Source organism: Microbacterium sp. IEGM 1404 (assembly GCF_030056775.1).
Taxonomy (GTDB): Bacteria; Actinomycetota; Actinomycetes; order Actinomycetales; family Microbacteriaceae; genus Microbacterium.
This window is the reverse complement of the sequence record NZ_JASHKP010000005.1, coordinates 182,638-195,500: the sequence shown is the minus strand read 5'-3', so window position 1 is coordinate 195,500 and position 12,863 is coordinate 182,638. Positions and strand designations below refer to the sequence as shown.

Here is a 12,863-nt window from a genome sequence, read left to right as displayed (position 1 = left end):
AGTTCGAGCGCGCTCGAAGTCAAACCCCGGCTCGGGGTACTCCCTGGTTGCCCACTTCGGCGGTCAACATGCGGACCGCGTGACCGCGTACGCGATCAGGGCGGCACTCGACACCGCCCCCGTCCACGCGGCCGCGACAGCCAGCCGATCTTTCCCGGAACGTCGTGTCAGAAGCCCGATACTGTTCGCCCCGGCGAGCGTCAGCGACGGAACCAGAGCCAGGGCAGCCGATGCGATCAGTTCGCCCGCGCGGGATGATCCACCGACGAGAGGGAACGCGACGGCGGCGGACATCACGATGGCATAGAGCGCGAGAACGGCCGCCGACGTCGCGACCCCGAGATAGATGGGCCACCGCGAACCAGCGCCACGAAGCAAAGGAAGCCACGGGACCGCACCCACGACGACCACCGCGGCCACGCTCGAGAGGATGAGGAGGACGGCGAGCATCGGGGCGAGACGCCCGCAGCCGTCGACCTGTCGCCAGAACCACAGCCCCGCCCACCACACGATGAACGGTGCGATCACGGACCACACACCTCGGACGACGTCCAGCGCCCCGTCTCGAATGACGCGAAGCTGGTCACGGTCGGCGGCTGTCTTGGCCATCTTCCCCCTCTCCCGCGACCCGCACGGATGGCAGGCGCCAGCGCCGTGACTCACCCCTGACCGGGAGCACCCCAGCGCGAACCCGGGCCCGGGTCGGCGCACGTCGCATCCGCGGCGAGCGCGGCGACCTGGGCACGGATGACGACGGAGCCGTCGGAGATGCGCATGACGTCGAACACGATGCCCTCTTGGCTGTCCGGCGTCGGGAGCTGCCCCACCGCCATCTCGCCCGTGCTCCCGGCCGGGTAGTGCGGCATGAAAGGAACCGTCAGACCGGGAGTCGGGTTCGCGGCCATCCAGTTCACGGTGTCGACGGCGTCGGCATCCGGGATCCGCCAATACCCCGTCAGAGTCGCGACCGGCGTGCACGGCCACCCCACGTAGGAGTGGAACGCCGGGACGTCTCCCGCCTCCACGCGGACGGCCCCGTCGGGCACCGAGGCGGAGTCGAGCCACGTGTGAGCGCGGGCGATCGCACCGGCGTCGACCGTGGGGGTCGCGACCGTCGCTGGCACCTCTTCCGACGCGGGCGGCGGGCCCTTGCGTGTCGGCGACGGATCGGCGCTCCCCACCGGCGTGGCGCATCCCGCGAGGACACCGACAAGGATCACGCCGGCGATGATGGACAGCCCCCGCCCCCGGGGTCGCATACGCATGCCGCCACCCTAGCGGCGGATAGCGTGAGGACATGGCGCGGATCCTGCTCACGGGCATGTCGGGCGCGGGCAAGTCGACCCTGCTCGCAGAGCTCGCGCGCCGCGGTCACCGCACCATCGAGACCGACCTCGACGGATGGACCGACGGGAACGGCGGACCGTGGGACGAAGATCGCATGACGGTCCTGCTCGACAGCCATCCGGACGTGGTCGTGTGCGGAACGGCGGAGAATCAGGGCCGGTTCCGCGAGCGTTTCGATCAGGTCGTGCTCCTGAGTGCTCCCGTCGACGTCCTGATCGAGCGCGTTCGCACCCGGACGGACAATCCCTACGGTCGGACGTCCGCGCAGCAGGACGAGATCCGGCGATACGTGCGGGACGTGGAGCCGGCGCTCCGGCGGATGGCGACGGTCGAGCTGGACGGCCGCCGGCCGGTCGCCGAGCTCGCCGACGCCGTCGAGGCGCTCATCTGAGCGGCCGCAACCCCCGCTCCCCGGCCACGTGCCCTCCATACGCTCGAAACGTGAGCGGATACGACGTCGTGGTGATCGGTGCGGGACTCGCGGGGTTGCGGTGCGCAACCCGGCTGGCCGAGGCGGGACGCGACGTCGTCGTCCTCGAGGCGGAGGACGCCGTCGGCGGGCGCGAGCGTACCGACGTCGTCGACGGGTTCCGCCTCGACCGCGGCTTCCACGTGCTCAACCCGGCGTATCCGGCGGTGCGGCGGTGGGTGGACGTCGGCGCGCTGGCATTGCGCCGGTTCCCGGTGGCCCTCTCCGTGCGGCTCGACGACGGCGTGGCCCGCATCGCCCACCCCCTCCGCCACCCGGCGACAATCCCCGCCTCGCTCGGGAGCGGGCTCGTACGTCCCACCGACCTGCTGCCCCTCGCACGATGGGCGCTTCCCGTCCTCGCGAATCCGCGCGCGGTGAAGCGCGGTCCCGATCGCCGTCTCGCCGAGGCGTGGGACCGGGCCGGGTTGCGTGGACCCCTGCGCGAAAGCGTCCTCGAACCGTTCCTCGCGGGCGTCCTCGCCGACGACGATCAGGAGTCCTCGGACATCTTCGTGCGGCTGCTGGTCCGCAGCTTCGCGCTCGGCACCCCCGGCGTTCCCGCCGCGGGCATCGGCGCTCTCCCCGCGCAGCTGGCCGACACCGCGCGACGGGCGGGGGCCGGCATCCGTCTCTCCCATCGGGTGACCGCCACGCGGCCGCACGGTCGAGGGTGGCGCGTGGAGATCGAGAACGCGGATGCCGTCGACGCCCGCGCCGTCGTCCTGGCCACCGGTCTGACCCCCGGTCTGGACGTCCCGCTCCCCCGCCCGCGGGGCCTTCAGACGTGGTGGTTCGCCACCGACGAGCGCCACAACGACGACGGCGCACTGCGCGTGGACGGGCTGCGCCGAGGACCGATCGTCCACACCGCGATCATCACGAACACCGCACCGACCTACGCGCCGCGCGGGCAGCACCTGGTCGAGGCGACCGTCGTGATACCGACCACCGCGACGGAGGCGGACGTCCGCCGGCACCTCGAGGAGCTGTGGGGCACCGATACCCGGCCCTGGCGGCTGCTGCGGCGCGACGACATCGCGGCGGCGCTCCCCGCGCAGGACCCGCCGCTGCACCTACGGCGCCCGGTCCGCCTGGGAGACGGGCGCTACGTCGCCGGCGACCACCGTGACACCGCGTCGATCCAGGGCGCGCTCGTCTCCGGGCAGCGCGCGGCCGAGGCGGTGCTGCGCGACCTCGGGTGACACGCCCCCTTTCGGCATGTCCGAGGTCGGTGTCACAGTGGCCGCATGCGATTCCTTCTCAACGTCATCGACGACCGCAGCTCTTCCGCGACCGACGACGAGGGGGCGGCGATCGACGCGTTCAACGACCGCCTCGTCGCGGAGGGGCGGTGGGTCCTCGCCGCCGGCGTCGCCCACCCCGCCGACTCGACCGTGGTGGACGCGCGGTCCGGGGAGCCGACGGTCACCCCGGGGCCGGTGAACGACACCGCGGAGTGGGTCGCCGGTTTCTGGATCATCGACGCGGCCGATGTCGACACCGCGCGCGACCTCGCGATCGAGGGTTCGCGCGCCTGCGGTCGCCGCGTCGAGCTGCGTCCCTTCCTCGGCTGACATGCCGACGTACGCGGAACACATCGACCGTCTCAACGCGCTCGGGCCTCGACGCTCCGGGAACGACGCCCATCGCACGCTCACCGACGAGGTCGCCGCTGAGCTCGCCATGCTCGGCTACCGGGTCGAACGCGATACCCACTCGTTCGAGCGCTGGGATGCCGCGGACGATGCCGTGTCGCTCACGGTGGACGGGGACGCCGTCGAGGTGGCCTCGGCGTGGCCGTACTCCGGTGAGACCGGATCATCCGGCGTCACCGCTCCCCTCATCCTGCTCCCGGGTCGGCGGAAGCGCTGGGCGTCGGCCGCGGGTCGCATCGCCGTCATCGAGGTCGACAACGTCGAGGCTCCGGCATCCCTCGTCCTCGAGTCGTGGGACGGCCGGTTCCCCTTCGACGCCGTCGCGAACCCCGTCATCTCGTCGGAGCTCGCGGGCACCGACCTCACGGCGGCGCGGGCGGCGGGGGTCGTCGGCGTGGTCGCCGTCTGGCGGGGTCTGGACGACCACGAGGCTCGTGGCCAGTACCTGCCCTTCACCCGTCCTCACCAGGGTCTCCCCGCCGTCTGGGTGCCCGAGTCCGAGGGCGACGGTCTCGTCGCCGCCGCCCGCCGGGGTGCGACCGCGACGCTCGTCCTGGATGCCACCCGCCACCCGGATGCGACGATGGACACCGTCTGGGCGGTGTCGCCGGGCACGGGCCCGCACGCCGACGAGAGCCTCCTCGTCGTCACGCACAGCGACGGCGGCAACGCCGTGGAGGAGAACGGGTTCATCGGTCTCCTCGAGCTCGCCCGCGACGCGGCCGACACCCCGCACGACCGGACGATCGTGTTCGTCTTCGTGGCCGGGCACCTGCGCATCCCGGCGGTGACGAGGCACGGCCAGGCCACGACGGCCTGGCTGCACGCGCATCCCGAGCTGTGGTCGCCCGCGGCGGGCGGGCTGACGGCCGTGGCGGGACTCGTCATCGAACACCTCGGAGCGAAGCATCGCCGCGACGACGACCCCTCGATGGATGCCGGAGGCGACACCGCCGAACCGGAGCTGCTGTACGCCACGACCCGCGAGTTCGACGCGCTCGTCCGCACCGAATGGCGGAACCCCGCGGTGCGGCCGGTGCGGCCGGGCGCTGTCGTGCACCTCGGCGAGGGCGAGCCGCTGTGGGAGAACGGCATCCCCGCCATCGCCCTCGTGACCGGCCCCGTCTCGCTTCTGGCGGAGACGGCGCACGCGGCAATCGATCTCGATCTCCTCGCCCGCCAGATCGACAGCTTCCGCGCGCTCCAGCGCCACCTCGCGGACGCCCCTGACCGTGCGGCCTTCGGCACCGTGCGGCGCCCCGGGCGGCTGCGGAAACTCCTCGCGGTCGCGCGGATCGCCTGGTTCCTCGCCCGACGCTCGCGGCGGTGACGTCAGCCCCGCGTCGCCAGCGCCTCGAGCGCCGCACCGGTGACGCGCCGCGTCGTCCACTCCTCCATGGCCTCGGCACCGAGCGCGCGGTAGAACCCGATCGCGGGCTCGTTCCAGTCGAGCACCGTCCACTCCAGCCGCGGGTACCCCTGCGCGAGGCATTCCGCGGCGAGCGCGGACAGCAGCGCCACCCCGTACCCGTTCGATCGGTACTGCTCGTGCACGTAGAGGTCTTCGAGCCAGATGCCGTGCTTGCCGGTCCAGGTCGAGTAGGTGAGGAACCAGATCGCGATCGCGCGGATCTCGCCGTCTCCCCCGTCGACGACGAACGCGAAGGCGCGCGGGTCGTCACCGAAGAGCGTGGCCGTGAGCATGTCGACGGTGTTGTCGACGGCATCCGGTTCGCGTTCGTAATCGGCGAGCGCCTGGATGCAGGCGAGGATCCCGGCCTCGTCGCCGGGGCGGGCGGGGCGCAGCACGGCGCCGTCGGTCAGTTCGGTCATGGCTGAGGCTCCCAGCTCTCCAGGGCGACGCGGCGGAAGTTCCCGCCGAGCACCGCCGCGATGTCGATGTCGTCCCACCCGCGGTCGCGGAGCGCCGCGCCCAGGCCGATGAAGGTCTCGGGTGGCATCCATTCGACCGGGCCCCACGCGGTGTAGCTCGCGTCGTACAGCGCGGGGCTCTCGGCCAGCGTGGTCTGGAACGTCTCCCAGTCGAACGAGAAGTCCGTGCTCACCCCGACGTGCCGGATGCCGACGACCTCCACGGCGTACTCGATGTGACGCACCATCGCTTCGAGCGTGGGCGTGTTGGGGCCGAGGAAGATGCCGACGCCGGTGATGCCGACGACTCCCCCGGTGTCGGCGGCCGCGCGCGCCTGGTCGTCGGTGATGTTGCGGGGGTGGTCCCACACGGCCCTCATGCACGAGTGGCTGAAGACGACGGGCCGCGTGGATACTGCGCACATGTCGAGCGAGGTCCGGGCGCCGACGTGCGAACCGTCCGCCACCATGCCGCGGAGATTCAGTTCGGCGACGAGGTCTCGGCCCCAGCGCGAGAGACCCGGGTCGTCGGCATCCAGGCATCCGCCCCCGGCCGCGTTCGCGTAGTTGTAGACCGGGCCGAGCGTGCGGACGCCCTGAGCGACGAGCGTTGCGACGGCATCGAGGTCGCCCCCGAGGGGCGCTGCGTCCTCGAGGTCGAAGACGACGGCGGTGTCACCGGCTGCGGCGATCCGATCGACGTCGGCGACCGTCGCGGCGAGCTCCAGTCCATCGATCGCGGTCACCTGCGCACGGAACGCGCGAAGGATGGATGCCGCGACCTCGGGGCCGTGGGGCGCATAGCCGGCGTTGAGCGACACGAGTCCGCCACCCGCCGGACGGTAGCGGTGCAGCTCCGTCAGGTCAGCGGTCTCGACGAGTTCGGCGCACGCGTGCTGATCCCACAGCATGGATCAGGCGCCCGCGCGGGCGGACAGCGCCGGGTCGAGGGCCTCGCGCTCGTCGAACACAAAGCAGTCGCCGTCCCAGTGCGCGTTGCCCTCGGCGGCGAACCAGCCGAGGATGCCGCCGTCGAGCTGGTACGCGTCGACACCCTGGTCGCGCAGGTACAGGGCCGCCTTCTCGCACCGGATACCCCCGGTGCAGAAGCTCACCACGGTCTTGCCGTCGAGCTCGTCGCGGTGGGCGCTCGCGGCATCCGGGAACTGGGTGAACCGCTCGATGCGCCAGTCGCGGGCGCCCGAGAACGTGCCGTAGTCGACCTCGAAGGCGTTCCGCGTGTCGACGAGCACGACCTCGCGTCCCTCGTCGTCGGCTCCGCGGTCGAGCCAGCGGCGGAGCGTCGCGGGAGTCACCGCAGGCGCGCGGCCGTCCTGCGGGCGCACCTCGGGCCGGTCCATGCGGATGATCTCGCGCTTGACCTTCACGAGCAGCCGACCGAAGGGCACGGCATCTGACCAGCTCTCCTTGGCCTGGAGAGCAGGAAAGTCCGCGCGGAGTCCCTCGACGAAACCTCGCACGGCATCCGGCGCACCCGCGAGGAACAGGTTGATGCCCTCCTCGGCGAGCAGGATCGTCCCGCGCAGCCCCGCGTCCCCGGCGCGCTCGCGCAGCACGAGCCGGAGCGCCGCGGGGTCGTCGATCCGAGTGAACAGATACGCCGAGACGTTGAGGACGGATGCCGCGGATGCCATGGCATCCAGGGTACGCAGAGCGCAAGGCACCTCGCGCCGGAGGCGGCGGCCGCTAGCGTGACACGAGATGACTCTCGCCGCCCCGACCGTCTCGGTCGTCATCCCCGTCCGAGACGACGCCGTGCCCCTCGCCGGGTGCCTCGCCGCCCTCGCCGCGCAGACCCGTCCGGCAGACGAGATCGTCGTCGTCGACAATGCCTCGACGGATGACAGCGCCGACGTCGCCCGCGCCGCGGGCGCGCGCGTGGTGTTCTGCGGCGAGCGCGGCATCCCCGCCGCCGCGGCCGCCGGCTACGACGCCGCGACGGGCGACCTGATCCTGCGCCTCGACGCCGACAGCCTCCCCGGCCCGGGCTGGATCGCGTACATGACCGCCGCGCTCTCCGACCCCGACGTGGATGCCGTCACCGCCGCCGCCGTCTTCCACGACGGGCCCGCGCGGGGCCGACGTCCGATGGCGTGGGCGTTCCTCGGCACATACACGGCGTTCGCGTATCCGGCGCTCGGGCACGCACCGCTCTGGGGGTCGAACATGGCCTTCCGGCGGACGGCGTGGCTGGCGGTCCGGGACAGGGTCCACCTCGACCCCGAGCTCCACGACGATCTCGACCTCGCATTCCACCTCGGCGAACGGCACCGCATCCGGATCGTGCCGGGGCACGCCCAGATGCGCGTCTCGTCGCGAACGGTCCGCCCGCGACGCTTCGCGAAGAGCTTCTCGCGCGGCATGGGCACCGTGTTCGCGCACTGGCCGCGCGAGATCCCGCCGCTGCGGTGGGCGCGCCGTCTGGGGCGGCGCTGATGGGCGGGGTGCTGTTCCCGAACGTCGAGGCCCCCGACCTGCACGTCATGAGCTTCAACATCCGCCGCCGGTTCGAACGGCTGACCTGGCCGCCCGAGGACCGGTGGGCCCTTCGCAAGGAACGACTGCGCGTGTTCCTCGGCGCGAACACGCCGCACCTGCTCGGTTCGCAGGAGGCGCGACCCGACCAGGCCCGGTGGGTGCAGCAGTCGCTCGGGAGCGCCTACGGCCGCATCGGCCACGGCCGCGGGCGGGACCGCGACGGCGAGGGGACGCCGATCTTCTACGACCGCGACCGGCTCGAACTGCTCGATTGGACGCAGGTGGCTCTGTCCGACACCCCGGCGATCGACGGCTCGGTCGGCTGGGGCAATACGATTCCGCGCATCGCGGTCATCGCGCGGTTCGTCGATTCGGCCACGGGCGCCCCGTTCGCCTTCGTCAACAGCCACTTCGACGCGTTCTCCCGCCGCGCGCGGCGTCGTTCCGCCCGCTGGCTCGCCGAGCTCGTCGCCGCCGAGGACCTTCCTCTGCTGTTCACGGCCGATGTGAACGCCCCCATCCGCTCGGCCGAGCTCGCGGACATGTTCGCGGACGGCGGTCTCATCGACACGTGGGCGTACGCCCCCGCCCGCCGGACCGTCGAATGGGGGACGTTCAACAACTACCGGAGGCCGCGGGTTGGCGCTCGCCGCATAGACGCGATCCTCGCGACGCCCGACGTCGGCGTCCGCGCGACAGGCATCGACCCGCGCCCGACGGGCACGAGTTGGCCGTCCGACCACCTGCCGGTACAGGCCGTCGTGCGCATCCCGGTGCCGCGGTGATCGCAGCGCTGTACGCCAATCTGAAGCGGCCGCCCCGGACAGCGACGGAGTGGATCGCGGATGCCGTGCGCGCCATCGCGATCGTCGGGGTCTTGGTCGCCGCCTTCGCGCTTCCCGCCACCGACACCGCCGTGCTTTCGATGACGTTGCCGGCGGTGATGCTCTCGCGAATGCTGGGCCTGCGTTCCGGTCTCGATCTCGCCATCTGCCTGACCGTCATCGTTGCGGCGGGCAGCAACGTGATCGACCTGTACCGCGCTTGGACGGGCTGGGATCTCCTGGTTCACGCGGTGTGCACGGGGGTGCTCGCCGCCGTCGCGCTCGTGGTGCTCGACGACACGCGGGTGATGGTGCCCACCGGCGCCCGCAGGACACCGATCGTCGTCGCGACGACCGCGGGTCTGGCTCTCAGCGCGGTCTGGGAGATGGTGGAGTGGTTCGGCTACCGCTTCATCACCGACAGTATCTTCGTCACGTACGACGACACCATCGGCGACATGGTCGCCGGCGGGCTCGGAGCGCTGGTCGCCGGGGTGCTGGCATCCCGATTCCGCCTGACCCGGCAGGACCGCGCCATGGTGTGAACGCGATCCCGCCGGCGTCGGATCAGACGCGTCCCGCGACGTCCCGACCGACGAGGTCGCCGTCGGGGTTGGGCTCGCTGAGCTGCTCGCCGGGGGCCGTCGAGTCCTCGAGCGGCGGGAGGCCGGCCTCGACACGCGCGCCGATCTCGGCATCCACGTTCTTCCAGTACTGCACGGCCCGGTCGCGCACCTCGGCGCGGGTGACGCCGCCGACGTGCCCGGTGATCGTCTCCACCAGCCGGTCGCGGGCATCCGCCGACATCACCTCGCGCACGAGCGTGCCGGCCTGGCCCCAGTCGTCGTCCTCGGGGTGCAGCGTCGCGGCCGACCGGACGAGCTCGCCGTCGCTCTGCCACCCGCCGTCGCCCGCGCGTCGCGGATCGGCGGCGGGGCCGCCGGCCGAGTTCGGCGCGTAGACGGGCACCTCGGGCGGGTTGTACTCGTAGCGCATCGCGCCCTCCTTCGAGTACGAGTGCACCTCAGTGTGCGGACGGTTCACCGGCAGCTGCTGGTAGTTCGTGCCGACGCGGTAGCGGTGCGCATCGGCGTAGCTGAAGATGCGCGCCTGCAGCATCTTGTCGGGGCTGCCGTCGATACCGGGCACGAAGTTCGACGGCTCGAAGGCCGCCTGCTCGATCTCCGCGAAGTAGTTGCCCGGGTTGCGGTTGAGCTCCATCGTGCCGACCTCGATCTCGGGGTAGTCGCTGTGCGGCCACACCTTCGTCAGGTCGAACGGGTTGAAGCGGTAGGTCTTGGCATCCTCGTACGGCATGACCTGCACCTTGAGGGTCCACGTCGGGAACTCGGCGCGCTCGATCGCGGCGTAGAGGTCGCGGATGTGGAAATCGGCGTCCTGACCTGCGATCTGGTCGGCTTCGTCCTGCGTCAGGGTCTTGTGCCCCTGGTCGGTGTGGAAGTGGTACTTCACCCAGAACCGTTCGCCCGCGGCATTGATCCACTGGTAGGTGTGCGACCCGTACCCGTTCATGTGCCGCCACGAGGCCGGGATGCCACGGTCGCCCATGAGCCAGGTGACCTGGTGCGCGCTCTCGGGCGACAGGGTCCAGAAGTCCCACTGCATCGTGTTGTCGCGCAGGTGGCTGCCCGGAAGGCGCTTCTGCGACCGGATGAAGTCGGGGAACTTGATCCCGTCCTTGACGAAGAAGACCGGGGTGTTGTTGCCGACGAGGTCGTAGTTGCCCTCGGTCGTGTAGAACTTCAGCGAAAACCCGCGCGGGTCGCGCCAGGTGTCCGGGCTCCCCTGCTCGCCCGCGACCGAGGAGAAGCGCGCGAGCATCTCGGTCTCGACACCGGGCTGGAAAAGCGCTGCGCGCGTGTAGGCCGAAACGTCTCCGGTGGTGCGGAACGTCCCGAACGCGCCGCCGCCCTTCGCGTGCACCACGCGCTCGGGCACGCGCTCGCGATTGAACTGCGCGAGCTTCTCGATCAGATAGTGGTCGGTCAGGGCGATGGAGCCGTCGGCCCCGACGCTCTGGGAATGCTCGTCGCTGGCGACGGGAGATCCGTTGTTGGCGGTGGTGGGCTCGGACATGGCGCTCCTCACGTGGAAATCCGGGGACGTCTTCGACGCTACGCACGGCGCCCCGGCCGGACGAGGCATTGCACAACTCGTCACGAGCGCGTACGGTCCCGCGGCTGTCAATCCCCGGCTCCACGACCCCGCCGCTCGCGACCATGGCGGGACCGAACGGAAGGAAACGCACATGTCGAAGGATCTGTCCAAGGGCGACCGGGTCAGTTGGGACACCCCGCAGGGGCGCACCCAGGGTGAGGTCGTGGAGAAGAAGACGAAGGACTTCCAGCACGACGGTCAGAAGTTCACGGCATCCGAGGACGAGCCGGCCTACATCGTGAAGTCGGAGAAGACCGACGCCACCGCCGCGCACAAGGGTTCGGGGCTGAACAAGCTGAAGAGCTGACGGCCGCGAGGCGTGCGAAACTCCTGATTCTTCTGCGGCATCCCACCCGCCCCGGCGCGCAACCGCCCCGCGCACCCGGTTTCTCAGGAGTTTCGCTCGCCGCCCGCGCCGGTCGACCCCGCGGCGTCGCGCCGCTGGCGCATCTGCGCGAGCGCGAGGGAGAGCCGGTGGTTGCCGGCGAGGACGTCCTCGTGCCGTTCGAGGAACCCCCAGTACGCGTCGGTGAAGACCGAGTCCTTGGCGGCCTGGGCCGACGGCCACCACGCCCCCATCCTCTGCAGGTACGCCCCGCCCGAGACGTAGGGCTTCGTGGCGACGAAGCCGCCGTCGGCGAATTGGCTCATGCCCATGACGTTGGGCACCATCACCCAGTCGTACGCGTCGACGAAGAGGGCCAGGAACCAGCGGTTGACCTCGCGCGGCGCGTACCCCTGCAGCAGGAACCAGTTGCCCAGCACCATCAGCCGCTCGATGTGGTGCGCGTAGCCCCACCGGTGCACGCGTTCCAGGACGGTCCGCACCGGCACCGGCAGGTCGGACGGCATCCGTTCCCCCGAGTACCAGTACTTCTGCACGCGCTTCTCGAGGTGCAGCGCGTTCACGCGCTCGAGCTCCGGGTGCGCCCGGTACATCCCGCGCATGTACTCCCGCCAGCCGATCACCTGCCGGACGAACCCCTCGACGGATGCCAGCGGCGCATCGGTCCGCGTGACGGCGGCGATCACGTCGTCGACGGTGAGCAACCCGATGTTCAGCAGCGGGGAGACGACCGCATGGAAGAGGAAAGGCTCGTCGGCCTTCATGGCGTCCTCGTACCGGCCGAAGTCGTGCAGGCGTTCGGCGACGAAGACCTCGAGCCAGGCGTGCGACTCCTCGGGGGTGACGGGGAGCCAGAACTCCGTCGCTGCGCCGGGATGGTCGGGGAAGCGCTCGTCGACCTCGGCGATGACCGCGGCGGTGATGTCGTCGTGCGCGGGCGTCGGCAACGGCGGGATCTCGACGCCCTTCTTCGGCAGGGGCTTGCGGTTGTCCGCGTCGAAGTTCCAGCGGCGCCCGGCGGGTTTCCCGCCGTCCATCAGGATGCCGGTGCGCCGACGCTGCCAGTGGTAGAAGTCCTCCATCAACGGCGTGGGGTGCTCCGCGAACCACCCGTCCACCTCCTCCTCGGGGGTGAGGAACAGGCCGTCCGGGAGGATGTCGGGCTCGACGCCGTGGGCCGCGCAGATCGCCGAGATCCGCTCGTCGACCGGCCGGTTGGGGTCGCTCATCCACCTGAGCTCGGTGACGCGGTGCTCCGTCAAGAGACGGTCGAGGCCCGCGCGGAACGTGAGGTCGTCGGACAGCGCGATGCGTCGGACCGTCCGCCCCTCGGCCTCGAGCCGCGCCGCCGTGTGCCGCATCGCCGAGAGCAGCAGCACGATCTTGTGCCGGTGGTAGGGCAGCTTCGCGAATCGCGGAGCGGACTCGATGAAGAAGAACTCGTCCACGTCGTCGTCGGCGAAGGCCGGATGCTCCGCGAACTGCTGCGTCGCGAGGATCAGCGCGGCCCTCACGCGCGTCTCCGTTGCTTGGCGGCGCTGGCGCGGCACCCGCGCGAGCAGTAAAGGACCTCGTCCCACTGGTCGCGCCCGCTCCAGCGCTTGCGATCGGAGAAGGGTCTGCCGCAATAGGCGCAGGGCTTGGTGCGCAGCGGGGCTCGTGCCATGGCG

16 protein-coding genes are annotated in these 12,863 nt (G+C 71.3%); 8 read left to right on the top strand and 8 right to left on the bottom strand.

The window, feature by feature from the left end; translation table 11 throughout:
• Nucleotides 1–63 precede the first annotated feature (63 nt).
• Nucleotides 64–609, bottom strand: coding sequence for a hypothetical protein (locus QM517_RS17645; protein WP_283289414.1), 546 nt, complete (start codon nucleotides 607–609; stop codon nucleotides 64–66).
• A 50-nt stretch (nucleotides 610–659) separates the two neighbouring features.
• Complete coding sequence (locus QM517_RS17640) at nucleotides 660–1,265, bottom strand: hypothetical protein (RefSeq protein WP_283289412.1); 606 nt, start codon at nucleotides 1,263–1,265, stop codon at nucleotides 660–662.
• A 32-nt stretch (nucleotides 1,266–1,297) separates the two neighbouring features.
• Between QM517_RS17640 and QM517_RS17635 the strand changes: the two genes are divergently transcribed.
• From QM517_RS17635 to QM517_RS17620, 4 genes are read left to right on the top strand one after another with little or no spacing between them, the layout of a single operon-like run.
• The gene (locus QM517_RS17635; RefSeq protein WP_283289409.1) at nucleotides 1,298–1,738 is read left to right on the top strand and encodes an AAA family ATPase; all 441 of its coding nucleotides are present in this window, start codon (nucleotides 1,298–1,300) and stop codon (nucleotides 1,736–1,738) included.
• Nucleotides 1,739–1,788: 50 nt separating this feature from the next.
• Nucleotides 1,789–3,021: an NAD(P)/FAD-dependent oxidoreductase gene (locus QM517_RS17630; RefSeq protein WP_283289406.1), complete on the top strand. Its 1,233-nt coding sequence runs from the start codon at nucleotides 1,789–1,791 to the stop codon at nucleotides 3,019–3,021.
• Nucleotides 3,022–3,066: 45 nt separating this feature from the next.
• Nucleotides 3,067–3,393, top strand: coding sequence for a YciI family protein (locus tag QM517_RS17625; RefSeq protein ID WP_077049942.1), 327 nt, complete (start codon nucleotides 3,067–3,069; stop codon nucleotides 3,391–3,393).
• A gap of 1 nt (nucleotide 3,394) precedes the next feature.
• On the top strand, nucleotides 3,395–4,804 hold the full coding sequence (locus QM517_RS17620; RefSeq protein WP_283289403.1) for a hypothetical protein: 1,410 nt from the start codon (nucleotides 3,395–3,397) through the stop codon (nucleotides 4,802–4,804).
• Between the two features lie 2 nt (nucleotides 4,805–4,806).
• Here QM517_RS17620 and QM517_RS17615 read toward each other — a convergent pair whose 3' ends face one another.
• From QM517_RS17615 to QM517_RS17605, 3 genes are read right to left on the bottom strand one after another with little or no spacing between them, the layout of a single operon-like run.
• Complete coding sequence (locus tag QM517_RS17615) at nucleotides 4,807–5,307, bottom strand: GNAT family N-acetyltransferase (protein WP_283289399.1); 501 nt, start codon at nucleotides 5,305–5,307, stop codon at nucleotides 4,807–4,809.
• Nucleotides 5,304–6,257, bottom strand: coding sequence for a dipeptidase (locus QM517_RS17610; RefSeq protein WP_283289397.1), 954 nt, complete (start codon nucleotides 6,255–6,257; stop codon nucleotides 5,304–5,306). Before QM517_RS17610 ends, QM517_RS17615 begins: the two co-directional genes overlap by 4 nt.
• Before the next feature lie 3 nt (nucleotides 6,258–6,260).
• A complete protein-coding gene (locus QM517_RS17605) occupies nucleotides 6,261–7,001 on the bottom strand; it encodes a sulfurtransferase (RefSeq protein ID WP_283289394.1) in 741 nt (246 codons plus the stop codon).
• A 67-nt stretch (nucleotides 7,002–7,068) separates the two neighbouring features.
• On the opposite strand from QM517_RS17605, the gene QM517_RS17600 reads away from it, so the two are divergent.
• From QM517_RS17600 to QM517_RS17590, 3 genes are read left to right on the top strand one after another with little or no spacing between them, the layout of a single operon-like run.
• Nucleotides 7,069–7,803, top strand: coding sequence for a glycosyltransferase family 2 protein (locus QM517_RS17600; protein ID WP_283289391.1), 735 nt, complete (start codon nucleotides 7,069–7,071; stop codon nucleotides 7,801–7,803).
• A complete protein-coding gene (locus QM517_RS17595; protein ID WP_283289388.1) occupies nucleotides 7,803–8,630 on the top strand; it encodes an endonuclease/exonuclease/phosphatase family protein in 828 nt (275 codons plus the stop codon). Before QM517_RS17600 ends, QM517_RS17595 begins: the two co-directional genes overlap by 1 nt.
• Entirely contained in the window at nucleotides 8,627–9,214 is a 588-nt protein-coding gene (locus tag QM517_RS17590) for a hypothetical protein (RefSeq protein ID WP_283289385.1), read from the top strand. The genes QM517_RS17595 and QM517_RS17590 overlap by 4 nt, the downstream gene beginning before the upstream one ends.
• Before the next feature lie 22 nt (nucleotides 9,215–9,236).
• On the opposite strand, the gene QM517_RS17585 is transcribed toward QM517_RS17590, so the two are convergent.
• Nucleotides 9,237–10,766 (bottom strand): catalase, encoded by a 1,530-nt coding sequence (locus QM517_RS17585; protein WP_283289383.1) that lies wholly within the window; start codon nucleotides 10,764–10,766, stop codon nucleotides 9,237–9,239.
• Between the two features lie 172 nt (nucleotides 10,767–10,938).
• Here QM517_RS17585 and QM517_RS17580 point away from each other — a divergent pair, with 172 nt between their 5' ends.
• The gene (locus QM517_RS17580; RefSeq protein WP_283289380.1) at nucleotides 10,939–11,154 is read left to right on the top strand and encodes a DUF2945 domain-containing protein; all 216 of its coding nucleotides are present in this window, start codon (nucleotides 10,939–10,941) and stop codon (nucleotides 11,152–11,154) included.
• An 83-nt stretch (nucleotides 11,155–11,237) separates the two neighbouring features.
• Here QM517_RS17580 and QM517_RS17575 read toward each other — a convergent pair whose 3' ends face one another.
• Nucleotides 11,238–12,707 (bottom strand): cryptochrome/photolyase family protein, encoded by a 1,470-nt coding sequence (locus QM517_RS17575; RefSeq protein ID WP_283289378.1) that lies wholly within the window; start codon nucleotides 12,705–12,707, stop codon nucleotides 11,238–11,240.
• Complete coding sequence (locus QM517_RS18805) at nucleotides 12,704–12,859, bottom strand: DUF2256 domain-containing protein (protein WP_077050117.1); 156 nt, start codon at nucleotides 12,857–12,859, stop codon at nucleotides 12,704–12,706. The genes QM517_RS17575 and QM517_RS18805 overlap by 4 nt, the downstream gene beginning before the upstream one ends.
• Between the last annotated feature and the right edge of the window lie 4 nt (nucleotides 12,860–12,863).